General features: G+C 43.7%; 36 protein-coding genes, 4 pseudogenes and 1 riboswitch. Of the genes and pseudogenes, 19 read left to right on the top strand and 21 right to left on the bottom strand.

The window, feature by feature from the left end:
* The first annotated feature begins 36 nt into the window (after positions 1 to 36).
* The 5 genes from JCM19037_RS17440 to JCM19037_RS23320 all read left to right on the top strand — a co-directional run bounded on the left by JCM19037_RS17440 (position 37) and on the right by JCM19037_RS23320 (position 2,166).
* Positions 37 to 315, top strand: coding sequence for a 4a-hydroxytetrahydrobiopterin dehydratase (locus tag JCM19037_RS17440; RefSeq protein WP_042403341.1), 279 nt, complete (start codon positions 37 to 39; stop codon positions 313 to 315).
* An 11-nt stretch (positions 316 to 326) separates the two neighbouring features.
* On the top strand, positions 327 to 476 hold the full coding sequence (locus tag JCM19037_RS27645) for a hypothetical protein (RefSeq protein WP_238544788.1): 150 nt from the start codon (positions 327 to 329) through the stop codon (positions 474 to 476).
* Positions 473 to 649 carry a DUF5665 domain-containing protein gene (locus JCM19037_RS27640; RefSeq protein ID WP_238544787.1) on the top strand — a complete coding sequence of 59 codons (177 nt, stop codon included), beginning with the start codon at positions 473 to 475 and terminating at the stop codon, positions 647 to 649. The genes JCM19037_RS27645 and JCM19037_RS27640 overlap by 4 nt, the downstream gene beginning before the upstream one ends.
* Positions 650 to 669: 20 nt before the next feature.
* Complete coding sequence (locus tag JCM19037_RS17430; RefSeq protein ID WP_042403340.1) at positions 670 to 1,107, top strand: DUF948 domain-containing protein; 438 nt, start codon at positions 670 to 672, stop codon at positions 1,105 to 1,107.
* A 282-nt stretch (positions 1,108 to 1,389) separates the two neighbouring features.
* Positions 1,390 to 2,166, top strand: a complete 777-nt coding sequence (locus JCM19037_RS23320) for an alpha/beta fold hydrolase (RefSeq protein ID WP_052364006.1) — start codon at positions 1,390 to 1,392, stop codon at positions 2,164 to 2,166.
* A gap of 182 nt (positions 2,167 to 2,348) precedes the next feature.
* Here the strand turns inward: JCM19037_RS23320 and phaC are convergent.
* From phaC to JCM19037_RS17410, 3 genes and pseudogenes are all read right to left on the bottom strand, one after another.
* A pseudogene (phaC, locus tag JCM19037_RS17420) lies at positions 2,349 to 3,414 on the bottom strand (class III poly(R)-hydroxyalkanoic acid synthase subunit PhaC).
* Between the two features lie 36 nt (positions 3,415 to 3,450).
* A complete protein-coding gene (gene phbB, locus JCM19037_RS17415; protein WP_042403339.1) occupies positions 3,451 to 4,194 on the bottom strand; it encodes an acetoacetyl-CoA reductase in 744 nt (247 codons plus the stop codon).
* Between the two features lie 36 nt (positions 4,195 to 4,230).
* Positions 4,231 to 4,578, bottom strand: a complete 348-nt coding sequence (locus JCM19037_RS17410; RefSeq protein ID WP_052364005.1) for a hypothetical protein — start codon at positions 4,576 to 4,578, stop codon at positions 4,231 to 4,233.
* A gap of 409 nt (positions 4,579 to 4,987) precedes the next feature.
* On the opposite strand from JCM19037_RS17410, the pseudogene phaQ reads away from it, so the two are divergent.
* The 4 genes and pseudogenes from phaQ to fabG form a co-directional block, all read left to right on the top strand.
* Positions 4,988 to 5,344 (top strand): annotated as a pseudogene (gene phaQ / locus JCM19037_RS17405) (poly-beta-hydroxybutyrate-responsive repressor); the annotation flags it as partial.
* A 95-nt stretch (positions 5,345 to 5,439) separates the two neighbouring features.
* On the top strand, positions 5,440 to 5,652 hold the full coding sequence (locus JCM19037_RS28750; protein WP_042403335.1) for a hypothetical protein: 213 nt from the start codon (positions 5,440 to 5,442) through the stop codon (positions 5,650 to 5,652).
* 4 nt (positions 5,653 to 5,656) lie between these two features.
* Positions 5,657 to 5,989: a hypothetical protein gene (locus tag JCM19037_RS17395; RefSeq protein WP_042403333.1), complete on the top strand. Its 333-nt coding sequence runs from the start codon at positions 5,657 to 5,659 to the stop codon at positions 5,987 to 5,989.
* A 122-nt stretch (positions 5,990 to 6,111) separates the two neighbouring features.
* On the top strand, positions 6,112 to 6,852 hold the full coding sequence (gene fabG, locus JCM19037_RS17390) for a 3-oxoacyl-[acyl-carrier-protein] reductase (protein WP_042403331.1): 741 nt from the start codon (positions 6,112 to 6,114) through the stop codon (positions 6,850 to 6,852).
* Between the two features lie 22 nt (positions 6,853 to 6,874).
* Here the strand turns inward: fabG and nfsA are convergent, their stop codons facing one another.
* Both nfsA and JCM19037_RS27635 read right to left on the bottom strand, forming a co-directional pair.
* Positions 6,875 to 7,612, bottom strand: a complete 738-nt coding sequence (gene nfsA / locus JCM19037_RS17385; RefSeq protein ID WP_042403329.1) for an oxygen-insensitive NADPH nitroreductase — start codon at positions 7,610 to 7,612, stop codon at positions 6,875 to 6,877.
* Positions 7,609 to 8,226, bottom strand: coding sequence for a dihydroorotase family protein (locus JCM19037_RS27635; protein WP_238544786.1), 618 nt, complete (start codon positions 8,224 to 8,226; stop codon positions 7,609 to 7,611). The genes nfsA and JCM19037_RS27635 overlap by 4 nt, the downstream gene beginning before the upstream one ends.
* Positions 8,227 to 8,262: 36 nt before the next feature.
* Between JCM19037_RS27635 and JCM19037_RS27630 the strand changes: the two genes are divergently transcribed.
* The gene (locus JCM19037_RS27630) at positions 8,263 to 8,622 is read left to right on the top strand and encodes a hypothetical protein (protein WP_238544785.1); all 360 of its coding nucleotides are present in this window, start codon (positions 8,263 to 8,265) and stop codon (positions 8,620 to 8,622) included.
* Here the strand turns inward: JCM19037_RS27630 and JCM19037_RS27625 are convergent.
* The 3 genes and pseudogenes from JCM19037_RS27625 to JCM19037_RS17370 all read right to left on the bottom strand — a co-directional run bounded on the left by JCM19037_RS27625 (position 8,619) and on the right by JCM19037_RS17370 (position 10,003).
* Positions 8,619 to 9,008 (bottom strand): dihydroorotase family protein, encoded by a 390-nt coding sequence (locus JCM19037_RS27625; protein WP_238544784.1) that lies wholly within the window; start codon positions 9,006 to 9,008, stop codon positions 8,619 to 8,621. The genes JCM19037_RS27630 and JCM19037_RS27625 overlap by 4 nt on opposite strands.
* Positions 9,009 to 9,070: 62 nt before the next feature.
* A pseudogene (dcd, locus tag JCM19037_RS17375) lies at positions 9,071 to 9,599 on the bottom strand (dCTP deaminase).
* Positions 9,600 to 9,685: 86 nt separating this feature from the next.
* Complete coding sequence (locus JCM19037_RS17370; protein WP_042403328.1) at positions 9,686 to 10,003, bottom strand: IDEAL domain-containing protein; 318 nt, start codon at positions 10,001 to 10,003, stop codon at positions 9,686 to 9,688.
* Positions 10,004 to 10,247: 244 nt separating this feature from the next.
* On the opposite strand from JCM19037_RS17370, the gene JCM19037_RS17365 reads away from it, so the two are divergent.
* Complete coding sequence (locus JCM19037_RS17365) at positions 10,248 to 10,625, top strand: hypothetical protein (RefSeq protein ID WP_042403326.1); 378 nt, start codon at positions 10,248 to 10,250, stop codon at positions 10,623 to 10,625.
* Here JCM19037_RS17365 and JCM19037_RS17360 read toward each other — a convergent pair.
* The 6 genes from JCM19037_RS17360 to mgtE all read right to left on the bottom strand — a co-directional run bounded on the left by JCM19037_RS17360 (position 10,583) and on the right by mgtE (position 14,066).
* Entirely contained in the window at positions 10,583 to 11,107 is a 525-nt protein-coding gene (locus tag JCM19037_RS17360; protein WP_042403324.1) for a TIGR02206 family membrane protein, read from the bottom strand. The genes JCM19037_RS17365 and JCM19037_RS17360 overlap by 43 nt on opposite strands.
* Positions 11,104 to 11,319 (bottom strand): hypothetical protein, encoded by a 216-nt coding sequence (locus tag JCM19037_RS17355; RefSeq protein ID WP_042403323.1) that lies wholly within the window; start codon positions 11,317 to 11,319, stop codon positions 11,104 to 11,106. The genes JCM19037_RS17360 and JCM19037_RS17355 overlap by 4 nt, the downstream gene beginning before the upstream one ends.
* A gap of 24 nt (positions 11,320 to 11,343) precedes the next feature.
* A complete protein-coding gene (locus JCM19037_RS29590) occupies positions 11,344 to 12,105 on the bottom strand; it encodes a PLP-dependent aminotransferase family protein (protein WP_307189866.1) in 762 nt (253 codons plus the stop codon).
* Positions 12,096 to 12,548, bottom strand: coding sequence for an aminotransferase class I/II-fold pyridoxal phosphate-dependent enzyme (locus tag JCM19037_RS29585; RefSeq protein ID WP_307189865.1), 453 nt, complete (start codon positions 12,546 to 12,548; stop codon positions 12,096 to 12,098). The genes JCM19037_RS29590 and JCM19037_RS29585 overlap by 10 nt, the downstream gene beginning before the upstream one ends.
* A gap of 155 nt (positions 12,549 to 12,703) precedes the next feature.
* Positions 12,704 to 12,796 (bottom strand): hypothetical protein, encoded by a 93-nt coding sequence (locus JCM19037_RS29580; RefSeq protein WP_307189868.1) that lies wholly within the window; start codon positions 12,794 to 12,796, stop codon positions 12,704 to 12,706.
* A gap of 169 nt (positions 12,797 to 12,965) precedes the next feature.
* Positions 12,966 to 14,066, bottom strand: a complete 1,101-nt coding sequence (mgtE, locus tag JCM19037_RS17345; protein ID WP_307189864.1) for a magnesium transporter — start codon at positions 14,064 to 14,066, stop codon at positions 12,966 to 12,968.
* Between the two features lie 244 nt (positions 14,067 to 14,310).
* A riboswitch (M-box (ykoK) riboswitch) is annotated at positions 14,311 to 14,476 on the bottom strand.
* A gap of 134 nt (positions 14,477 to 14,610) precedes the next feature.
* On the opposite strand from mgtE, the gene JCM19037_RS27620 reads away from it, so the two are divergent.
* The 6 genes and pseudogenes from JCM19037_RS27620 to JCM19037_RS17325 all read left to right on the top strand — a co-directional run bounded on the left by JCM19037_RS27620 (position 14,611) and on the right by JCM19037_RS17325 (position 17,520).
* The gene (locus tag JCM19037_RS27620) at positions 14,611 to 14,817 is read left to right on the top strand and encodes a hypothetical protein (protein WP_238544783.1); all 207 of its coding nucleotides are present in this window, start codon (positions 14,611 to 14,613) and stop codon (positions 14,815 to 14,817) included.
* 31 nt (positions 14,818 to 14,848) lie between these two features.
* Positions 14,849 to 15,888 (top strand): annotated as a pseudogene (locus JCM19037_RS27615) (spore germination protein).
* Entirely contained in the window at positions 15,813 to 16,142 is a 330-nt protein-coding gene (locus JCM19037_RS28740; RefSeq protein ID WP_373901160.1) for a spore germination protein, read from the top strand. The pseudogene JCM19037_RS27615 and the gene JCM19037_RS28740 overlap by 76 nt, the downstream one beginning before the upstream one ends.
* A 71-nt stretch (positions 16,143 to 16,213) precedes the next feature.
* The gene (locus tag JCM19037_RS25980) at positions 16,214 to 16,486 is read left to right on the top strand and encodes a hypothetical protein (protein ID WP_042403322.1); all 273 of its coding nucleotides are present in this window, start codon (positions 16,214 to 16,216) and stop codon (positions 16,484 to 16,486) included.
* A complete protein-coding gene (locus JCM19037_RS24585; RefSeq protein WP_193744796.1) occupies positions 16,407 to 16,877 on the top strand; it encodes a DUF4328 domain-containing protein in 471 nt (156 codons plus the stop codon). Before JCM19037_RS25980 ends, JCM19037_RS24585 begins: the two co-directional genes overlap by 80 nt.
* Complete coding sequence (locus tag JCM19037_RS17325; RefSeq protein WP_052364004.1) at positions 16,858 to 17,520, top strand: SDR family NAD(P)-dependent oxidoreductase; 663 nt, start codon at positions 16,858 to 16,860, stop codon at positions 17,518 to 17,520. The genes JCM19037_RS24585 and JCM19037_RS17325 overlap by 20 nt, the downstream gene beginning before the upstream one ends.
* Before the next feature lie 121 nt (positions 17,521 to 17,641).
* Here the strand turns inward: JCM19037_RS17325 and JCM19037_RS17320 are convergent, their stop codons facing one another.
* The 3 genes from JCM19037_RS17320 to JCM19037_RS17315 are packed head-to-tail and all read right to left on the bottom strand — an operon-like array spanning position 17,642 to position 18,445.
* A complete protein-coding gene (locus JCM19037_RS17320; RefSeq protein WP_042403320.1) occupies positions 17,642 to 17,854 on the bottom strand; it encodes a hypothetical protein in 213 nt (70 codons plus the stop codon).
* A 31-nt stretch (positions 17,855 to 17,885) separates the two neighbouring features.
* Positions 17,886 to 18,041, bottom strand: coding sequence for a hypothetical protein (locus JCM19037_RS27605; protein WP_373901157.1), 156 nt, complete (start codon positions 18,039 to 18,041; stop codon positions 17,886 to 17,888).
* Complete coding sequence (locus JCM19037_RS17315) at positions 18,041 to 18,445, bottom strand: helix-turn-helix domain-containing protein (RefSeq protein ID WP_238544780.1); 405 nt, start codon at positions 18,443 to 18,445, stop codon at positions 18,041 to 18,043. The genes JCM19037_RS27605 and JCM19037_RS17315 overlap by 1 nt, the downstream gene beginning before the upstream one ends.
* 112 nt (positions 18,446 to 18,557) lie before the next feature.
* Here JCM19037_RS17315 and JCM19037_RS17310 point away from each other — a divergent pair, with 112 nt between their 5' ends.
* Together JCM19037_RS17310 and JCM19037_RS17305 are read left to right on the top strand one after the other, a co-directional pair.
* Entirely contained in the window at positions 18,558 to 19,241 is a 684-nt protein-coding gene (locus JCM19037_RS17310; protein WP_042403319.1) for an AzlC family ABC transporter permease, read from the top strand.
* A gap of 3 nt (positions 19,242 to 19,244) precedes the next feature.
* Entirely contained in the window at positions 19,245 to 19,487 is a 243-nt protein-coding gene (locus JCM19037_RS17305; RefSeq protein WP_052364003.1) for an AzlD domain-containing protein, read from the top strand.
* 383 nt (positions 19,488 to 19,870) lie between these two features.
* Here JCM19037_RS17305 and JCM19037_RS17300 read toward each other — a convergent pair whose 3' ends face one another.
* From JCM19037_RS17300 to JCM19037_RS17290, 4 genes are read right to left on the bottom strand one after another with little or no spacing between them, the layout of a single operon-like run.
* Complete coding sequence (locus tag JCM19037_RS17300) at positions 19,871 to 21,385, bottom strand: tripartite tricarboxylate transporter permease (protein WP_042403318.1); 1,515 nt, start codon at positions 21,383 to 21,385, stop codon at positions 19,871 to 19,873.
* A 13-nt stretch (positions 21,386 to 21,398) separates the two neighbouring features.
* Positions 21,399 to 21,848 (bottom strand): tripartite tricarboxylate transporter TctB family protein, encoded by a 450-nt coding sequence (locus tag JCM19037_RS17295; protein WP_042403317.1) that lies wholly within the window; start codon positions 21,846 to 21,848, stop codon positions 21,399 to 21,401.
* Between the two features lie 12 nt (positions 21,849 to 21,860).
* Positions 21,861 to 22,007, bottom strand: coding sequence for a hypothetical protein (locus JCM19037_RS29575; RefSeq protein ID WP_307189863.1), 147 nt, complete (start codon positions 22,005 to 22,007; stop codon positions 21,861 to 21,863).
* 5 nt (positions 22,008 to 22,012) lie between these two features.
* The gene (locus tag JCM19037_RS17290; protein ID WP_307189862.1) at positions 22,013 to 22,831 is read right to left on the bottom strand and encodes a tripartite tricarboxylate transporter substrate binding protein; all 819 of its coding nucleotides are present in this window, start codon (positions 22,829 to 22,831) and stop codon (positions 22,013 to 22,015) included.
* Between the last annotated feature and the right edge of the window lie 152 nt (positions 22,832 to 22,983).

The raw sequence follows: 22,983 nt of genomic DNA, 5'->3' as shown, positions 1-22,983 counted from the left end.
TAGACAAGTAGTCAATCACTTGGAGGTGCTTTTTGTATGAGTACAGCAAAAGAACAAGTTGCCCAGTTAAATGGCTGGGAGTTACAAGAGGAGACGATCGAGAAAACGTACGGGTTTGACGCTTACTTGGTCGGCATCACGTTCGTATCGAACGTTGCCAGATATGCCGAAGCCGTTCAACATCACCCACATGTCACAATCGATCACACGAATGTAACCGTAAAATGGACAACCGTAGACCAGGGTCAACTTACTGAGAAAGACATCCATGCAGCCCAAGCGTCTGACAACTTGTACGCCAGTCAAAACGAGTAGGAGGACACTGAATGAAAAGGCTGCCAGATAAAGAACGTAATCAGCAAGAACAGGAAGAAAAAATCAAGAAACTTGAGCGATTAATTGATAAAATGGAAGAGATGACGACAAGCGCTCGCTTAAAAGATATCGCCTATCATTTAATGACAAAAAAGAAGTGATTAAGGTAAACATCATTGCAGGGGTAGCCAGAGGCGTCGGACTCACGCTTGGGACCGCCGCTGTCCTGGCCCTACTCGCCTACATAGCCACACAAGCAGCGAGTTGGCCTCTTGTCGGACAATTTATTGCTGATCTGATTAACGAAGTTCAGCGTCACATGCCAAGTACATGATGTGAGAAAGGAGAACAGAAATGGATTTACTAGGAATTGCAGCACTCGTTGCCGCTATCGCATTTGCCGTGTTGGTCATTTTTCTTGGAAAAGTATTATCCAACTTAAGTGTTGTGCTCCAAAAAACAGGAGAAACGGTCGGGAAGCTCCCAGACCAATTGGATGAAATTAGTAAAGAAACCGGCATTATTTTGCATAATACGAACGAAACCATTCTCGACCTAAACGAAAAGATTAAGACACTAAACCCAATCTTTGGTATGGTCCAAGATGCTGGTGAGGCGTCCCGCAAATTATCCTCCAGTCTTGTTGATATGACAGAGAGCATGAGATCACAAACGAACCAGGCAGCCAAAATGACAGACAACAAAGACTTACGAGGCATGTACGGCCTCGCGGCATTCGTCTACTACTTGAACCAGAAGCGTAAAGAACACAAAACGACCGACTTCAATTAAAAAATGAGAATGAGCGATGCCTATGGTTTCCATCCGTTGGAGACCGTAGGTTTTTTTGTGCTCCTCGTCCGTTCTCCTCTCCGCCCTTGTTCCTTTTCCCCATAAGACACGGACAACATTTCGCCTTCTCTCCACAAATGATGATGCACAGTTACATGTTTTGCATACACTGCTCTTAGAAAGCATAAATTGTAATCGCTTTCACTATTATCTTTTTGTTTATTTATCGTTTTTAATGGCGAGAATATATACGGCTTGTAAGTACGGAGGAGGGAGTTGTTCTTGTACTCATATATTGATATTGGTGAGCGTAACAACGATGTTCTTGTACTTGTTCACGGTCTTGGTAGCCGCAAGGAATCTTGGAAATACCAATTTGAACTATCGAAAAACTTTCGTGTAATCGCCCCTGACCTTCGCGGACATGGAGATTCATCATTTGATGATGACATTACGATAAAAACATTTGCACGAGACATCATTCATTTACTCGAACAACTGGACATATCCGCTGCACACTTTTGTGGATTATCACTCGGAGGCATTGTCATCCAAGAAATCGTCAAAACGAAGCCGGCGATCGTCCAGTCACTTATTCTTAGTAACACCTCTTCTTACATTCCGAGAATGACAGGCCTTTACGCGCTGTCAGAAGGAAAGAAAAACCTCGCCAAAATGAGCGATGATCTATATGAGCAGCATATGATTAAACAATGCATGTACGATGCCAAAAATGAGAAACTTTTCCACGATATTCACTCATTCTATTTTAAGCTTAACCGCAAAACGTATTTAAAAGCGGCGAAAAGCGGTGTAGGCATTAATTATCTCTCGACGTTAATGTTCTGTCCGAAGCCAATCATTATTATCGCATCGCTTAACGATCGCATTACCCCCTATTTAAATGCAACGACGATGAGTCTAGCCGCACCCTTTTCCAAAATGCATACGTTTGATCAATGTGGACATACGCCTAATGTAGAGTGTCCAGCTGAATACAACCGTGTTCTCCTTAACTTTCTCAACGAACATCGCAGCAATAAAGCGGCCTCTCAATAAGTGAAGACATCACCATTTTCACACGTTAACGCCGCGGCAGTTTGACTTGTGCAGAGAAATTATGAATTTTCTGTTGCAAATTGCAGCGTGCTCTATACTCGAGAATAAATTTAGTCTCTAACCTACACATCAATAAACCAGCCCCTTGTCTACCTAACAAGGGCTGGTTTATTCTTATTGTTTTAATTTGAGCGTTCTGCAAGCCAATCGCCTACAGTTGGATACGTCATATTTACCGCTTTAGGTCCAAAGATCACGCTCACATGCCCTGTTGGCATTTCTTCATAACGCTTATCTTTACTAGAGATCTTGTTCATTAACGCCTCTACTTGAGCAGGTTGGGCAATATGGTCTCTGCCCGCGGAAATGTTGAGCACATTTGCTTTAATGTTCGACAAGTCGACCGTACGGCCTCTTACTTTAAGTGTTCCTTGAATGAGCTTATTTTGTTGGTAAAATTCACGTATCCATTGCCGGTAAGCCTCTCCAGGGAAAGGAACCCCGTCAGCTACCCACTTTTGCATCAATTTCCAACTTTGGATGAACGTTTCATTGTCCGCACGATCAACGAGATTCACATACGGTCCGTAGAAGTTGGCGATTGGCTTCGTCATCTTATTGCCAAAGTCAATCATCTCGCCAGGCACTAAACCTAATGTTTCAACGACATGATCGACATCAAAATAGCGGTCATCTAAAAATGAACCGTACAACCCTGTATCAGAAAAATCAAATGGACTCGTCATAAAAATAAGGTTTCGAATCGGATAATCATCGTATAGAGAAGCAAAAATTGAGGTCATCGTTCCCCCCATACAATAACCGAGAATCGAGCACTCATCAGCCTGATTTTTGAAGCACTTTTCGGACAGCTCGCGGAATGTAGTCGACAATATAATCATCAAGCTTCATGTGTCGGTCTTCCATCCCTGGCGTTCCCCACTCCAGCAAATACACATCAAAACCTTTGTTTGTTAAATATTCAACGAGACTATTTCCTTCTGTAAGGTCTAAAATGTACGGTTTGTTAATCAACGCGTAAACGAGCAGCAACGGAACAGAATGCTCTCGCTCTACAGGGGGTACGTATCGATACAATGTCGCTTTGTTTTTTGTCCAAATGCTCTCCTTAGGAGTTGGACCGACTTGTGGATCCGCATCCGTTGTGAGGACTTCAAGGGCACGTTTAAATCGTGAAAATGATGCGGGCATTTGGTCCGTTAGCCATTGGTTATTCTCTATAGTCATTCGATCACCCTTTCCATAACAGCGTTTCTAGAACATTTACATGTACAAGCCACCATTAATGTTGAGTTGTTGACCTGTAATATACTCTCCGTCTTTGCAGAGGAATACTACACCTCTTGCGATCTCTTGCGCTTGGCCTAGTCGTTGTACTGGCACGCTAGAAACGATTTGATTGAGCACCTTTTCTGGCATTTCTTGCACCATTTCTGTCTCAATAAATCCTGGGCACACTGCATTTACTGTAATGTTTTTTCGGGCAAGTTCTAACGCAAGCGACTTCGTATAGCCAATCATACCTGCTTTTGCCGCTGCATAATTCGTCTGTCCAAACCCACCTTGTTGCCCGATAATCGAGGAGATGTTAATGATTCTTCCTGACTCAGATTCAAGTAAGTGAGGCAAGGATTTTGACACCGTATTGTACACACTGTTCAAGTTTACGTTAATAACTTCTGACCAATCTTCTTCAGAAAGTTTCTTAAACGTTGAATCACGGGTAATTCCGGCATTGTTAACAAGTATGTCTAGCTGACCGAACGTATTCACAGCCGCTTCGACAATTTTGCTGGCATCCTCTACGTTTGACACGTCGCCTTTGACGGCCAAAGCCTCTCCACCCGAATCATTAATTTCTTGCACAAGCTTCTCAGATGGGCCTTGGCTCGTATTGTAATTGATGACGACCCGAACACCGTTATCTGCTAATTCTCTCGTAATGGCTGCACCAATTCCTCTTGCACCGCCCGTTACAATGGCTACTTTATTTTTGAGGTCTGCCAAAGATCTTCATCTCCTTTAATTCAACTTGAACGTTGTTTAGGATTTGCCTGAAGTTGCTGCTGCTTCACTTGCACCGGACTGTACATGCTTTAAAATTGTGTCAATCTTTTCATCTAACCCTTTCATTTCTGTTTTAAGTTTCGTAATTTCCCTCTTTATGTCTGACTTTACTGCAGTCAGGTTCATATCTTGCAATTGATCATCCAGATGATCCACTTTTTCATCTACGTTAATAATCAGTTTAGAAACCTTGGATAAATCATCGACACTTGGGACATTCGCTTGTTCCAAGTAACGACTCATCGTTTCATCCATCATTTTCTTGTACAAAAGATTCATTTCAAGCGTTGTGCCCATCCATTCTGAAAATTGCTCTTCTCTCATCTTCTCATCCAGGATGCCACTCCAGTAGGATCATACTGTTGATACAGGTTCTTCCACATGTCAAAGGGATCAAATCCGTTTTTATCCGCCATTCTCCTGCCTCCTTAAATTCAATTCTTCGGTAAGGAAATCTCCCATCAATTTCTTTCTATTTATAATTGTAATTATTTTCGGATAATTTGTCGGATATTGTCACCTCCTGTAAACGGCGTCAGTATTTTCTATTCCTAAGGCATCCATACACCCTCTTGTACGTATAACTTTCGACACAAATCCTTCAATCCCTTTATAAAAAAATAAGAAATAAGCATTTTGCTTTTTCGAACGATTTCCTCAATTCTTCTTGACATACTTTTCATATAGGTGTAAATTACACTTAAGTGAAAAAGTTAATTGAGTAGGTGTTCACATGACGGAAAAAGACAAACGAGAAGACAAAGTAAAAACAAATGCACCTAAGAATTTAATGGTCCCCATGTTACTGCTAAGCCTTCGTGGCTGGGATTTACACGGCTACAAGCTTATTGAGCAACTCTCAGAGTTTGGTATGCGTTCTGTAGACCAAGGGAATGTGTATCGGACATTGCGACAACTAGAAAAAGACAACATGATCAAATCGGAATGGGACACGTCAGCGGGAGGCCCTGCCAAACGAATCTATTCTCTCACCGACGCGGGGGAAGAGTATTTATCATTATGGGCAGACTCATTGGAACAATATCAATCAATGCTCGATCGCTTCTTTTCAATGTATACAAATATGATTTTCCCCCCTAGACAAAAAAAACGACGACGATCAGTAGTGACCCTGCAGGATGACCTGCATCACAATACAGAGAAATTCTATAGGAGGAGTAAATAATGGCTACAACGGCTAAAAAGCAAACCGAGAAACCTGTTGCTACGTTCATTGATGCGACATGGGATGCATGGAAAAACAGCATGCACATGGTGTATTCAAGTCAAAAGGAAGCAGAGAACTTGACGCTTCGCGCAATGGAACAACAACAAGACTTGTGGAAGTCATTCCAAACGAACATGAATAAAGTGCATACAGAGCAAAAAGCGTGCTGACGAAGTGAACGACCAAGTAAAAGAAAACCTGGCTAATACGAGTGGCGATGAAGCAAAACGTGTGTACGAACAATGGAATGGACGTTTCGAAGAAGTTGCGAATCGTTTTGGGCAGTTAACGTATACGCCGTATCGTGAAATGTTCACATTGTTTACACGCTCACAAGAACAAATGCATGATGCAATGAAGAAAAGTGTGTCGCAACAACAGAAGAATCGTGAAGACCTTCAGCCTCTTTTTGATGATTTCACAGAGCAAATGAAAAAGACACAAAACGGCTTTTACGATGTATCAGAGAAGAATCACCAATTATTTGCCAACTATTACAAAGCATAAATAAATGAACGAGCATGAAGACCTCAGTTCTTCATGCTCGTTTTTCGTCACAAAAAACGGACAGCCATCCATTTATGTAAACGCTTACCATTTCATCGGACGATAGGAGGAGTACGATCCTTATGAAACTATTAAACAAAACAACGATTATTACGGGAGGCGCACGAGGTATTGGGAGAGCGACCGCTTTAAAGTTTGCCAATGAAGGGGCACGAGTAGTGATCGCCGACCTAAACGCCGCTGATGTGAAATCTGCTGTACTAGAACTTGAACAGACAGGCGCTGAAGTACTTGGTGTTCAAACCGATGTGTGCAAGTATGACAGTGTGAACAATCTTATGGAGCGTGTGCTCGAGCGGTTTGGCTCAGTTGACGTCGTTATTAATAATGCCGGTATTACTCAAGACGCCCTGCTCACTAAAATGACGGAAGACGAATGGGATCAGGTAATGAACGTGAACCTAAAAGGGGTGTTTATCGTTGCTCAAGCAGCGGCGAAGATCATGAAAGCTAAGCAGTCTGGCGTGATCTTAAATGCCTCTTCAGTCGTCGGTACATTTGGCAATTTCGGACAATCCAATTATGCTGCAAGTAAATGGGGTGTGAATGGGATGACGAAAACGTGGGCAAAGGAACTGGCGCGCTATAATGTTCGCGTAAACGCGATTGCTCCTGGGTTTATCTCAACACCTATGGTTGATAAGATGCCTGAAAAAGTGCTAACTAAAATGAAAGAAAACGCCTTGTTAAAACGACTAGGCAGTCCAGAAGACGTCGCAAACGGCTATGCTTTTCTTGCTTCTGATGACGCAAAGTTCATCACCGGCACAATTTTAAGTATTGATGGCGGCGTTACATTGTAAGATGTAACGACCGCCATGTGTCTTATTTCAATGTGAACCCTTGATCTTTTAGGAAGGTTGTCACTTGTTGACGTCGGGGCTTGTTTAGATAGTTCGCCATGTTCTCTCCCCAACCTTCGGTACGTTTGCCGTTGGTCCTATTTTTATAGTATTCGCTCGTCTCTTGCTCGTATTGGTCCAATCCTTCATGGATGCGGGATGCTTCATAACGATCTTCATGAAGTACGACTTCAACAGGAAACCTCGGTTTTTGCCCTGGATCCTGGTCTGGATAGCCGAGGCATAATCCCATGACTGGAAATGTGTACGATGGTAATTCCAGAATTCGCGCCACTTCATGAAGGTCATTTCTTATTCCGCCAATCATCACACCGCCGAGGCCATACGAACGTGCGGTGAGCAACACGTTTTGTGCAGCCAATGCGACGTCCACGGCTCCGACAATCACATTCTCGGTCTCTTCCATCTGCATCGGCGCTTCCCATTTTTCATTATTCATCTTATGTTTGTGCCAGTCTGCGGTAAAAACAAGAAATACCGGAGCCGCTTCCACCCACGGTTGTCCCCCTGCTACCTCTTTTAGTGCTTTTCTTTTCTCATGGTCCGTCACGCGAATGATTGTGTATGCCTGTACATGGTGAGAACTTGGTGCCCAGCGAGCGGACTCGATTAAGTCTTTAATGATGGCATCGTCTACACGTTTATCTTCATATTTACGGATCGATTGATGAGATTGGATCAGTGCTCTTGTATCTTTCATTTTGCATTCCTCCTCGGAGTTACGATCGTGCCGGCCGGTGTACTGTCTACAATTTCTCCATCTGCCATTACCGTTTTTCCGCCAATAATCGTGCGCACCGGCCAGCCCGTAATCTCACGGCCGTCGTAAGCAGATATCTTGCTTTTACTATGCAAGTGTTCCTTGCGGATAGTGTTCGTCTTCTTTAGATCAACAATGGTTACATCGGCATCCGTTCCTGGTTGAAGAGTGCCTTTTTGATGCGAAATGCCATACAGCCTTGCTGGATTTTCGCTCAAAAGCTGTACGATTTGGTTGATCGTCAACCGTCCAGTGTTTACTTCGTTTAGCATGAGTGGAGCTAACGTCTCCACTCCACACATCCCTGCAGGAATTTCACTCAGTTTCCCTGCGTACTTCTCTTCCGCTGTGTGCGGAGCATGGTCTGAACAGACGACTGTAATCGTTCCGTCCTGAATTCCTGCCCAAATGGCGTCTTGATCTTTCTTCTCTTTAACGAGTGGAAAGATTTTCATATCTCGTCCTACCGATTCATAATCTTCATTCGTTAAAAACAAATAATGAGGACATGTTTCTACAGTCACATGTTGCCCGTTTGCTTGTGCTCTTCGCACCGACTCGACACTTTCTTTCGCCGATACGTGCAAAACATGAAAATGAACCCGCTCTCCTTGGCAAGTGTAATGCCTGTATCAACAGTAAGCGTTTCTGCAACTGCTGGTCTGGACCGAAGCAATGCGTCGTATGATTCATCTTCAGGTCTTTCTCTTCGCTTAATTGCCGGATTAACTCATGGTTCTCTGCGTGTACAGCAAACACTTGTCCCGTTTTTGCGGTTTCTTTCATCATTTGATACACCTCGCCGTCATCAAACGGTGGATAATCGACTCATCCGCATCATCAACATTGTAGAGAAGCTGATACGTCTCCTGATGAATGCCGTAACCCCAAAAGTATTTAAATCCAATTACACCTTTTTCATGCATATCTGGAATTTGTTCGCGGTTTAGCGTCCGAGGCAAATCCCCCATAAACCAAAGTTAATAAGTGCTTTGCCCGTAAGATTCTCTACTTGCGCGTCAAATGTCGGAGCATCTTTTACCGGCGGTGTTGTATTCGGCATTTCAAACAGTGTTGTAATTCCACCTGCTGCAGCAGCTTGTGTAGAAGTGAAGAAGTCCTCTTTATGCGTCGGTCCTGGATCTCTGGAGTGAACGTGTGTATCAATGAGTCCTGGAAGTACGTGATGACCTGTGGCATCAATAACTTCTCCCGCTTCTCGCACATCATCTGGACTTGTGACTGCCGCAATCTTCTTATCACTTATGTAGATCGTTCCCGGAAAGGTTTCGTTTCCGGTGACGATCAGGCCGTTTTCAATGCGTACATCATACATATTCTCATCCCCATTCTGTCAGATTTAAGAAAAACCGCTTCATCAAGAAGCGGCCATCCTTTTTAGTTAATATCTTTGTAAACACGGCTACCGACGGCTTTTCTTTGTTTCTGATACTTTCCGTCATATGGAGACGCTGCATTCTGGTCCATGCGAGCAAATACGAGTTGTGCAATTCTTCGCCCTGAGATGAGGCGAATGGGCAAACGGTTTGCATTGAACAACTCTAGCGTGATCTCCCTTCAAAGCCCGGGTCCACCCATCCTGCATTTTGAATAAATAATCCCATTCTACCGATCGAACTTCTCCTTCAACAAACGCAGTTAAGTCGTTCGGGAGCTTTATGTACTCTCGAGTTGTTGCGAGTAAAAATGAGTTCGGGGGGATGATTACTTCGTCTGCTTCAAATTCAACATATTGCGCGGGAGTATCTAAAGAGATCGATTCAATGGCATTCTCATCAATCTTCAAATAGTGATTTCCAAGACGGATATCGACCGACGCAGGCTGAATTTGCGCATCGTCAATGGGCTCAATCATTAGTTCTTGTTGAGCCATCATATTCTTAATGGTTGTATCTGATAAAATCAACGGATTCTATACCTCCTGAGGACACTTCTTCTATTATTAGTATACTAGATATTGACGCGAAAAACAAAAAACCAGCAGCTGAAAAATCAGCCACTGATTGGAGGTTTCCCGTCTTCGAAATTACATTCTAATTCGTACCCATGCTCGGATATTGTGTTACCTGTCTGATATTTAACAATCCATTCATTATACTTTGTTGTGAGTGTCGTAAAAGCGTCTTCATCTTTTTGATCGAGAGCTTCATCAATGAGTCGTTCATAGCGAGCCTTTGTAAACTCATATACAGAATACTCCAACATCATACGTGCGTATAGCGACTGTAACACTTGTCTAGGTGCCCTGTACCCCTGACGGATCATTTTCAGTTTCTCAAAGAGTTCATTCTCGTAAGTTGAACCTGCCATTGCTGCTCCCTCCCATAACTCATCGTATTATTTACGTATTATGAAGCGTTCGTCCTTGAGAGTCAATACCCGAATTTTGACAATTCCAAACGTTTATTGAAAAACGTTTCTAGTATCTTATTAAATTCTTTAAGAGAACATTCCGATCAACCGAATGCTTTTTTTCTTCTTCCTGCATTTTCTTGTTGTAAACACGAACACACATTCGTATACTGAGCATATACTCGGTTTAGGAGGTGCGATGATGCCTGTCACTAAGGATGAGCTAACGCTGATTCATTATGCGGTTATTTTGCCGCTCGTACGCAAATCTTTTCAACGCTCTCGCATTCAGGCAGAGCAGTCTCTAAGCTTGCACGAGCCCTACTTGACGCTTATTGATGAAGCACTGGCACTTGTGCATGAAGATTTACGAACATTAAAGCAAGAACAACAAACCCGATCGATTCGCGTCTACAAAATTGACAGTGACTTGACATTTTCCGAATATGGTTACGTTTGCGGACGCTACGAAGGACAAAATCGCTATGTGAACACGAACCTAAAGCGACAGACGAGCGCCTGCATGGAACGCTATCTTCACGGCGAACGGGTCGAACCGGATTTCTTTAACAACTTGTAAACGCCATACATGATTAAGAAGACGACAAGTGACACCGCTTGAAGCACAAAAATGTAATATGGCCACGGCCCAAACCAATCAAAAGGTGACGGACTTGGAGGTTTTTCCATCAAGTACATGTAATTGGCGTACGGAACAAACCAGTTCACCATAAACACACCTGCTGCATACACGTTCAAATACACCCACACTCGAAATACAGATCGAAGAAAAACATGCTTTCTATGCACGAAAAGCATATACACGACAGCAACAATGACGAGCGCATGCGTGGAGAAGAAATGAAAAAATCGAAAGTGTGGAAATCCAAAGTTCCCAACATCAGGTGTAACTAAGGTTAAGAGAGCACTTCCGACTCCAGCAAAAAATGTAATTTCGAACCAGCGCTGCCCTGTTGTAAGAAGCATCACCACAGCTGTAATCCACGTAATACTACTCAAATGAAGAGGCAAAGCAAAGTGCGCACCCCATACGCCATTCACGACGTACCACATCTGATATACGGCTCAAGTAGAACAAACAGCGCAACGAGACCGTAGCGAAAACTTGCATCGACGGTCGGGCGACTACGAATGGCACGCCGAAAAACAGCGATTATTACACAAACGAGAATAAGCACGCCAAAAACGGCGATGTGTGCAGGGCCGAACAAAACAAAGTCCGGACTGGGTTGTGAATAGGAAAATAAGGACACCTTAGAACCTCCACATCTAGGGAACTAGACTTTAATCTGCAGGTCTTCTTCCTCCTCTACTTCAGCAAACAGATCCGTCATAATTTGCATTCCTTTCCCGATCTGTTCATCGGTTGCATGTGTATAATTAAGCCGAAGTGTATTGTATTGAGGCGTGCCCGCATAAAACGGCGCACCAGGCACGTAGGCAATACCGCGACGAACAGCCTCCTTTAATAAGGAATCGGTGTTAATACGCGGGTCTACTTCCAACCAAAGAAACATGCCACCTTCAGGATCAACAAATTCCGCTGTCTTCAATCCAGATGAACGAATGGCATCGACCATTACGTTTTTTCGATGTCCGTACAGATCACTAATCTTTTGGATATGAGCATCTAAATCAAAGTTCATACATAGCTCATACAAGGCTTGATGGGCTAACGAATTCGAATGCAAATCATTGGCTTGCTTTGCTTGCGCCATCATGCGAATGATTTGGTAGGGACCTACAATCCAACCTGTACGCAGCGCTGGAACAGCTGTCTTTGAGAAGGTGCTCGTGTACACAACGTGAGAGCCATCATCCAAAGCAGCCATCGGCGTGTAACCCGCATCATGATATTGAATATCTCCGTAAGGGTCGTCTTCAAACACGATAAAATTCTGCTTGTGAGCAAGTCGAACTAACGCTTCTCTGCGTTCCAAACTCCAAACTCTACCACTAGGGTTTGAAAACGTTGGAACGACGTAAACGACTTTCGGTCGGTATACTTTCGCTTTTTCTTGTAGATCGTCTAAGTCCATACCATTCGCATCGCAGCGATTGGTACGATCTTTGCTTCATATGATTGAAACACTTGTAGAGCGGCCAAATACGTCGGTTCTTCAGTGAAGATGACATCTCCTGGACCAATCATAATTCGTGAAAACAAATCGATGGCTTGTTGCGAGCCTGTTGTAAGCAATACATGTTCGGGCGTAAACCCTTGTATTCCCTTGTTTTTCATCCGTTCAATGATTACTTCCCGAAGGGGAAAATACCCTTCAGTCTCCCCATACTGCATCGCCTTCTTTCCTTTAGATAATGCTCTGGAAAAGGCATCCTCAATCGCTGCTACTGGAAAAAGATCATCATCAGGCAGCCCTCCCGCAAACGATATGACATTGCCTTGGTTGACAATTTTCAAAATGTCCCTCACTGCTGATGACTGTAGGTGTCTTACACGTTTAGCAAATGCGTATTTCATCTCCGTCGCTCCTTAGTTGTGTTCTCCCTATGTCTTTCACGAAATGTTTATAAAAGTCCTTCTATTTTAGCTCATTTCACAAAAAAGTCAATCGATTCACACCGTTATCAGCCACCAAAAAACGTGCAGGGAGTGTCCCTGCACGTGAATGATTGCTATAGAAATTGAAGTAATGTCGTTGCGATTGAGAAATAAATCGTAATGGACACAATATCATTAAATGTCGTAATAAACGGACCAGATGCAATGGCTGGATCGAGCTTAAATTTGTTAATGATAAGTGGAACAACCGACCCTACACCGCGGCCATTGCAAGAGAAATGAGTAAGGAAACACCAACAATTCCAGCTAGATAAAGGCTATCATCGAAAAAGAACGGGATAATAATTAAGAGCACAAGCGCACAAGTAATCCCAATTAACAAGCCTGTTCCAAATTCACGCCCGAGTCACGTACGAGACCTTTCTTCTCGAAGTTGCCGAGTGCCAAGCCACGAACAACGATCGCAAGAGACTGCGTACCGACGTTTCCTGCAGAGCCCATTAACATCGGAATAAAGGCTGAGAGTAACACAACTTGCTCCAACGTTTCTTCAAATGAACCGATAATACCTGCAGTTAGCATTCCAAATAACATGAGTAGAACGATCCAAGGTGTACGCTTTTTCGCCGCTTGAAATGCAGAAATGTTTACGTCTGTTGCCCCTCTCGTAGCAGAGAATTCGGCAAGGTCTTCCGTCGCTTCTTCTTCAAGAACATCCATCACATCATCGACGGTGACAATCCCAAGCAATACCTCAGTGTTAGAAATAACAGGCACAGCTAAGAAATCATATTTCTTAATGAGTTGTGCAACGTCCTCTTGGTCTTCATTAACATGAACAGAGACGACTCTCTTGCTCATCACTTCCCCGATCGTTGCATCGAGGGAAGCGACCATCAAGTCACGTAAGGAAACAACACCTGTCAGCTTTTCAGCTTCATCAACTACATATAAATAATAAATCATTTCAGCGTCAGGGGCTTCATTTCTTAAACGCTCAAGCACGGTGCTCACTTGCTCTGTTTCATGCAAGCTGACAATTTCTTTCGTCATGATGGCACCGGCGGTTTCTTCTTCATACGTTAATAATTCTTTTACATCTTCAGCATCTTCATCGTCCATGGATGTAAGGATGCCCTCACGCTGATCTTCGTGTAATTCACCTAAGAAATCGGCTACATCATCAGCATTCATATGGTTGAAGACATCACCCATCGCACTGTCTTCCCAATTGCTTGCGACCTCTTTTTGCTCTTCAAGCTCTAACTCCTCAAAAATATCCGCCAATTCCGAAGGCGTCATGAGCGTATAAAACTTCTCTTTCGCCGTTTCATCCAGCTGTTGAAAAACTTCCACTTGATCAACAGGGTGCAGGTCAAGAAACTTTAATCGAAAAACAGTTGTTTGATCTTGTTCTAATAACTCAAGTAAATAACGGCTGTAGGCTGCGCGTGTTTCATCGTTTAGTTTTACCATCGCTTACTCCTCCTGTTCAGCCGTCAATCCTCACCTTTTGATGAGGGACAGCTATCCAATTTACCGGCTTGCACCTATCATATTCGTCTGTACTCAAACTGGGATCCATGTCGTCCCTCACCTCCCGTGTTACCTCTTGTTATTGTGGCTTTGCATCACTACGCCCATACGAAAAAAGAGCCGTCTACGAGAAGACGGCTCACTAAAAACAAAGCTACCTGTATCACAGAAGCTTCTTTCGCTCATATCGTCTCCGTCGTAGAGCTTTAGCACTGTACGGCATAGGCATGAATGCCAGCTACATTAAAGAGTACCTTATCTCGATAATCTCTGTTCACCCATTGGCGTCTTTGGACATTTTTGGGCAGCAGCGTATCTCCGTACAGGAGCCTCACCTAACGAGGTATATTCGTTTTGATTTCGTCTACGACTATACAGCCGTCCATCTGTTCTGTCAACCATTATACTCGAACGCTTGCATCCATGCATGACGATTCAAGGCTTCGAACATAATAACCGTGACGTAAAGGAGTGAGCAAAACAGATGAAGCGTACGCTTTCAGATCGTTATGAAGAGAATACAGAACTGTTAACGAAAGAATTGAACGTTGATAAAAACTTCGACATCATTAAACACGAGTTTCAGTCTGGAGCGTCCGCCTTTGCCTTTTTCTCGTTGACGGCTTCGGGAATGATTTGTCCATCATTCATATGCTCGAAAACCTATCGAGACTGGAGAAAGATCAACTAAAAAAGATCCCCTCTCTATCCTGCAACAGCGTATGATTCCTAATGCAGAAATTGAACGCAGCCAAGAAGTAAAAGAAATCGCAACGATGGTATTAGCCGGTCAGTCTGCGCTCGTTGTTGAGGATTGCGATGAGTTATTGCTCATCGACGCGAGAGAGTATCCGATCCGCTCACCTGAAGAACCTGATTTGGAGCGAGTCGTACGCGGTCCACGGGACGGGTTCGTGGAAACACTTGTCTTTAATAGCGCACTCATTCGCCGTAGATTACGCGACCCTTCTTTAATGATGGAGTACTTACAAATCGGAAGAAGATCGAAAACCGATATCGTGATTGGCTATATTGGCTCGATTGCCGACCCTGAACTCATTCGTAGGCTTAAGAAAAAGCTAAATGGGATCGAGATCGACGGCTTAACGATGGGTGAAAAAACACTTGAAGAATTCCTATTTAAAAAGATGATGTCGCCATATCCACGAGTTCGCTACACCGAGCGTCCGGATACGGTAGCCTCCCACCTACTGGAGGGGCACGTTATTATTATTACTGACGGTTCGCCAAGTGTCATGATTTTCCCAACGACTTATTGGCATCATATGCAACATGCTGAGGAATATCGTCAAGAACCGATTGTCGGTGCTTTCCTAAGATGGGTAAGACTCGTTGCGGTTTTTGTATCCATCTTTTTATTGCCAGTTTGGTTTTTATTGGAGGAGAATGAAGCACTCGTTCCTGAGGCTCTTAGTTTTATTGGCATAAGTGAGTCGTTTAGTGTACCTGTATTCATGCAAATCCTCATTGCAGAATTCGGACTCGAAATTCTTCGCATGGCAGCGATACACACGCCAAACGCACTCGCAACGGCCTCGGTCTTGTCGCCGCCATTCTTATTAGTGAAATCGCTATTGAAGTTGGGGTGTTTACAAGTGAAATCGTACTTTACACAGCGGTTGTTGCTATGGCTGGATATGCGACACCTAGTTATGAGATGGGACTATGCAACCGTCTCATACGTCTCGGGTTAATTCTAAGCGTAGGGTTTTTTGGTCCGATCGTTTTTTCATTGCTCTAATGGCTTTCTTTTTAACACTCGTAAAAACAAAAACGTTAAATACTCCATACATGTGGCCGTTTCTCCCCTTTAACGGACGCGCAGCTGCAGATTTTCTCTTAAGAATCCCTCAACCGTACAAAAATAATCGCCCCTCGATCGTTCATCCAATTGACAAAAAAAAGACAGCCGTAATGTTACCGACGCTCGCTTGCATCGCTCAAATGATGCAAGCGAGACATTCTCATAAAGACATGAATAACCGTTCTTCGTGAAAGCTGACAGAAGCAGTGGTATTCTGCTATATTAAAGAAGGAATACGTAGAAATGAGGCTGTACATAATCTATGAAACAACAACAACAAAGAATTGAACGGATTCGAAAATGGCTCATTGTTTTCTTACTGTTAACGACGATTTCAGCATTCGGTGTCGCCATTGCCAGCATCTATGAATACATTACGCTGTTGGACATGCCTGCAACGGCGAGCACAGAGGAGATCCCTGCTGAAACAAGACAATTACTCGGGCAAATTAGCATTGGGGCGTTTATGCCGCGACTGTTGTTTTTTCTCATCACCGCTGTCGTTTTTTTTAATATGGACGTATCGACTTTTTGACGGTGCAAGTTCAGTACTTAAAGATGATTCGCTCAATAACCCTGGATGGGTTGTTAGTTTCTTTATTATCCCATTCATGAACTTCTTTTTGCCATTACTCTCGTTTCTTGACTTATCAAAGAAACAATCGGTGCAACGGTTCGGACACAAAGAAAGAAAGAAGTCAGCGCTCGTAATTAGTTGGTGGGTGTTCTTTTTATTCTCTTTGCTCGTGTCCATGACGACCGGTTTTTTTGTAACAGAAGACGCGACAGTGGGCATGTTACGCAATGATGCACTGTCTACGAGCATTTCAGAATTCACGCTAACAATTGCTGGTGTATTAGCGGTGCTCGTCGTCAATATGCTCACTCGGCAACAAGAAGCAATCATTGAGGAGGAAAGCACATGAAACATGTCATAATTACAGGCGCTTCCAAAGGCTTAGGCTCGCACTGACCCATGAATATCTAGCTGAAAACGCCTTCGTTCACGCGCTTTCAAGGTCATCCATGCAAGTGAAAGACGTACACCATTACGAGATTGACCTTACGAACGTAGACGCACTCAATGATACGTTCACTGCGATCTTTGAACAGATCGATGCCTCTTGTACAGAGCTCATTCTCATTAATAATGCAGGGATGGTGGAGCCTGTCGGCACGGTCATTGAGAACACCCCTGCCTCCTTGGAAAAAAGCGTAACCTTGAACTTAACGGCACCGATGGCAGCATCGAGCTTATTCTTACAGAAGAGTCAACACCTTAACGTAAAGAAAACCGTCTTGAACATTAGCTCTGGTGCCGGGAGAAGCCCGATGGAAGGGTGGAGTGCTTACTGTAGTGGCAAAGCCGGTCTGGATATGTTTACGAGAGCCGCAGCTGCAGAACAGAGCGAAGAAACCAACCTGTGCTCTTTCTGTCCCTCGCTCCAGGAATCATTGATACGGGTATGCAAGAAACGATACGCAGCTCAAGTGAAGATAGTTTCAAACATGTGGATACATTCAAATCGTATAAAGCAAATGGAGACCTTGCTAAGCCCGAGACAATAAGCGGAGCGATCGTTCACTCGTTACTCAAAGAAGACCTTGAAAACGGAGCCCTTCTAAGTATCCGTGATTACCTTTAAATAACAAAGAGCGAGAAGACCACTTAAGGCCTTCTCGCTTTTTGTTACTCTCCATCATTTCGGTTTTTACGATCATTACGTTTTAAGAAATAGACGGCAACACCAGCAAAGACTAGCGCGCCAATCATCGAGCTCGTAATCATAACGAGGTAAGGAATTTCGTTTTCATCCTCATCTTGAGGTTCAGCGACCAATTCCATAAAACTACCGTCTAACGAAAAAACGTTCATCACTAAAAATAACATTACCCACTTCAAACGATCGTTCCTCCAATCAATCTCTCCACCTTTATGTCAACCGGTGGGCGATGACAAAATGCAAAACCGTGCATGCATTTGTCGGGTTTATATATGTATGTGGCGAATTGCCCATGAAACGAATTGTATCATAACGAGCGAGTTCGTATTCATGGTCTTGTACACTAATCTTCAATGTTCCCTCCATTACGGTGACGTATTCAACAACGCCCGTGCGATGAGGTTCAGATTGATACTCCGCATTCGCTTGTAAATACGCTCGGTACATCTCAATGCCATTTGTTTGGAACAAAGGCTCGGCGCGAAAATGTTCATTCCCACTAGAAAGTACCATCCCTCACCCCTTCTAGCAATCTCCACATCTGAATCGACAGATAAGAGAGACGATATCGGAATGTCTAAAGCATCGGCAATTTTCCAAATGACAGCAAGGGTAGGATTCCCTTCTCCTTGCTCAATCTTCAGCAATGTCAACTTACTTACACCGAATTGTTTGGCCATCGCTTCAATGCTCATTTCCTTTGCCAAACGAATGCTTCGTAAATTTTCACCTAACCTTTGGACAGGAATCTGTTTTCGTTGATGATCCATAATTCCTCCTAAATTACTCATTATATCGGTTTTCGTTATTGTAGCATACCTTCACTTGCTGGTATAATTAAATAAATTTATAGTTTATTATAACATACCAAGAGGTGGTAGAATGATTGACAAACTGGCCATTAAACAAGGGTGTATCGATGCTTTTCCTTTAGCGATCGCCATTGGTGCATACGGCCTTTCATTCGGGGTGCTTGCCATTCAAGCAGATTTCACCGTTTTCCAAAGCGTAATGATGAGTGTGTTTGTATTTTCAGGAACGGTACAACTCGCATCGGTAGCGATGGTCGCCTCAGGCGCTTCGCTGTTAAGCATTCTTGCCGCCGCAACTTTACTGAATCTTAGAAACCTTCTTTACGGAGCAACCCTTTCAAAAGGATTTCGAAATGTGAAGAAGAAATGGCGCTTCTTACTCGCGTTTGGCGTCTCTGATGAATCGTTTGTCCTCGGTACACAGAAGTTTAAACGAGACGGACCTGCTCCTGTATATTTTGCGACTGTTGCCTTATTTTTTTACATGAGTTGGATCATCGCTACGCTAATTGGTGCACTCATAGGGGATCAAGTTGACCCGTTACAATTCGGGCTTGACCTCGCGTTCCCAGTAACGTTTGCGGCATTACTTGCACCATCGTTAAAAGAAAAAGCCTCGATTACGACGGCGATTTGTGCACTCATCATCGCCACGAGCATGGAAGTCATCTCACCTGGAAATGAGTTTACGATTGTCGTTACCGGTCTCGTTGCCCCATTCGCAGGCGTGATACTCAACAAAGGAGGACACTAATCAATGATCCAGCAATGGCTATTAATCATTGGGCTCGCCATATCCACATACATATCACGGCTCATTGGGCTGGAAGCGATGGCCCGGATAAAGGCATCTCCACTTGTCGAACTGTACTTTCGATATATTCCAGCAAGTATGATCACCGCCCTCATCGTTGTGCAAATGATGAGCCAGAAAATGGACACACGTATATTTCGATTCCCGTCCTTATTGCTAGTATCGTCGGGATACTCACGATGTTGAAGTCGAAATCGCTACTCTTGTCCCTCGTCACCGGCATTCTCTCAGGAATGGGCGTTCGGTATTTCTTATGAGAATCGTAGCGAGCGAAGCATGTCTTCGTCAGGAGCTTTTCAAAAACGATTAATAGAGACGTTCCATCAGACGGTCACAGAAGCTCCGTCTTTGTAAAAAAAACGAAACAGGCTGACGACACACCATTTTATTCCGGATTGCCCACCTACCCGGGACAATAATATTACGAAAGACACTACCTTTTGTTCCGGCTAGCCATCTTTAATGCACTCATTCTGTCTTTTATACACGACTAAATCCGCCCGTAAAATGGATTATGGGCGGATTTTTTGTTGTGATGACTAACCAAGTTATCATCGTTCAGGGTTTTTCTACGTGCTCGCTGGTGTATCTTTGTTAGTTGATCGTTTTCGTTTGACGAGCTTGATCAACAATGGATACGAGAATGATAGCAATGTGAGTAGAGCCAATACAATTGTGATTGGTGAAGCAAACAACATATCGACGGGTTGGTCATAAATGACTAATGACCTTCTTAAGTTCTGCTCCATTTCACCGCCGACGATTAGTGCGAGAATTAATGGCACAATCGGATAATCGAGCAGACGCATGAAGAGCCCTAGTACACCCGCAAAAATGAGGATATAGAAATCAATCGTACTATACCCGAGCGTGTACGCACCGATAAAGGACAAGATGAGTACGATCGGGTACAACACTCTCGGTGGAGTTTTCAAAATCTTGACGAGAACACCAACCATCGCAATGTTAATGATGACGAGAATGATATTACCGATAAACATACTATTAATAAGTGTCCAAACGAGATCTGGACTGTTCTCAAATAATAACGGTCCAGGCGTAATGCCGATCATGACAAGTGCCCCTAGCATAACGGCTGTAGTTGCTGAACCTGGTATTGCCATCGTAAGCATCGGAATGAGTGAGCCTACGGCAGCGGAACTGTTTGCCGACTCAGGAGCAACCAGACCTTCAACCGCTCCTTTTCCGAACTGTTTTTTATTTTTTGATATTTGCTTTTCGGTACTGTACGCCAATAATGACGAGATCGTTCCTCCAGAACCTGGTAGCACTCCGAGAAAGAAGCCAATCGGACCACTACGAACGATCGGTGCAATGGAACGTTTCCATTGATCTTTAGTAAACCATTTACTCCCGATACTTTTGCCATCAACATCTTTCGGTTGTTTGTTAGCAAACATATTGTACAGCACTTCGCCAATAGCATAAATCCCGATAATGATGACGACAAAACTAATGCCCTCGGTAAAATGGGGAATATCAAACGTGTGGCGGTGCACACCGGTTTGTAAATCAATACCAATGGTACTAATGCCAAGCCCTAAAAACATCGTAATAAATCCTTTGACCATATTGCCGATGGAAAGGGCGACGACGGCAGAGAGGGCAAAGAAAAACAGAAATAAGTACTCAGCAGGCCCGAAATTCAACGCAAAGTTCGCCAGGGGAATGGCTAAAAAGATAAAGCCAAAAATCGCCATTACACCACCGATCAATGACGCGATGGCGGCAATGCTCATCGCTTGGCCTGCTTGACCATTCTTTGTCATCGGATACCCATCGAATGTTGCTGCAATCGACGAACCGTCCCCAGGGGTATTAATGAGAATCGAACTTCTAGAGCCCCCAAACAAAGCACCGTAATAAATCGCTGCCATGAGAATGAGTGCACTCACAGGTTCCATCCCAAACGTTAACGGAATCAGCACCGCAACACCTGTTGCCGGTCCTAACCCAGGAAGAATCCCTACAATTGTACCGAGAAATGCTCCAAGAATGAGCCATAGGAGGTTAATCGGTTGAAGCGCTGTCCATAAACCATCTAACACAAAGCTTAAATCCATACCGACTTCCTCCTTACGGTAAACTAATTTCTAGCAAATAGCTGAACACGTACCAACTGCTTCCTGCCACAACGACCGTTACAATGAGATTGAGCAACCACCGTTTCTTTCCGTTAAGGAAAAACATGAGCGCTGCTAAAAAGACCAATGTGGAAAGGAAGAATCCTAGACGTTCAAAGATCAATGTATATAGCAAACAGAGTGCCAATATAATTCCTAGCGTGTATATGGTTTCTTTTTTTAGTAATGCTTTTAAGTCGTCATTCTCTGTATCAAAATGTTGTCGTACCTTGACAAGGTCGATGACAGAAAAAACGAACAACCCTGCGCTCACGACGAGCGGGAAATACATCGGCCCATACGGATTGCCGAGCTGTGCATGAGGCAATTGCAACGTGAGAATAGCAAGTGCTATGCTAATGACGATAAAAAATACAGGTAAAGAAATTCGAACGGCATTCATGGCGGCTCCTTTCTACGGCGCTAAACCTGCCTGTGTAATTATTTCAGCGAAAAACTCTTGCTGCTCTTCAAAAAATGCACCTGTTTCATCGCTACTCATATAAAAATCTTCGAGATCATAATTATCGAGTACGGTTTGCCACTCTTCTGTTTCCACCATCGCGCTCAGCCACTCGTCCCATTTTTCAACTTCATGCTCTGGCATATCCTGAGGGCCATAATGCCACGCCAATGGGGAAATACCATATCGATGCCTTGTTCCTGCCAAGTTGGTATATCTGGAAAACTATCTAACCGATCCGGCGATGTGACCGCTAAGATGTCGACTTCACCAACTTCATACTGGTCTGAAAGGTCAGACATCGAGTTGCTCGTTACATCGATATGTCCACCGAGTAGTGCATTCATAATGTCTCCCCCGCTGCTATACACAAGAAATTGCAGTTCTGTCGGATCTACGCCTGATTCAACAGCGGCTTGTACAAATGAAAGGTGATTTCCACTTCCAAGCGACGGACTTACACCGATGGTTAAAGATTTCGGATCTTCTCTTAATTGTGCCATCAGTTCATTTCCATCAGTAAACCCAGCATCCGCTCGTGTTGCGACCGCTAACCACTCTGTTGATAACATCGCCAATGGGGTGAAATCTTCATGTGTGAGTTCACTTTGCTCTAACAAATTACCTGTAACGAGTAAACTTGAGTTCACCGCTGCAAAATGACCATCTTGTTGATTTAAGTATTGCCAGCCAACTTCCCCGCCCCCGCCTGGCTTATTCACGACGGTAATATCTTCTTCCACTGAACCTTCAGCATCCATCGCTCGCTGAATCGACCGTGCTGTCATATCCCAACCCCCGCCTGGTGTTGCCGGCGCAATAATTTCAATCGGCTGATCTGGAAATGTATCTGCCGATGAAGAAGAATCCGAACACGATGCTAACAGAAATGCAACACCGATCATCGATAACTTCTTCCACATATGTAACCCTCCTTCACATAAGTAACCGTTTTCAATGTTTATGAATATATCATTCATCATTTCCAGAAACAATATTTAGAATTTTTATTTCTTTTTATCCTTTTTGACCATACTTTTTTTGTCGATAAAAAGAGGAACCCAAAAACGGGTCC

Source organism: Geomicrobium sp. JCM 19037, assembly GCF_000698105.1.
Taxonomy (GTDB): domain Bacteria; phylum Bacillota; class Bacilli; order Bacillales; family Marinococcaceae; genus Geomicrobium_A.
Note: the sequence above shows the minus strand (reverse complement) of the source record. Positions and strands in the feature narration are given on the sequence as shown.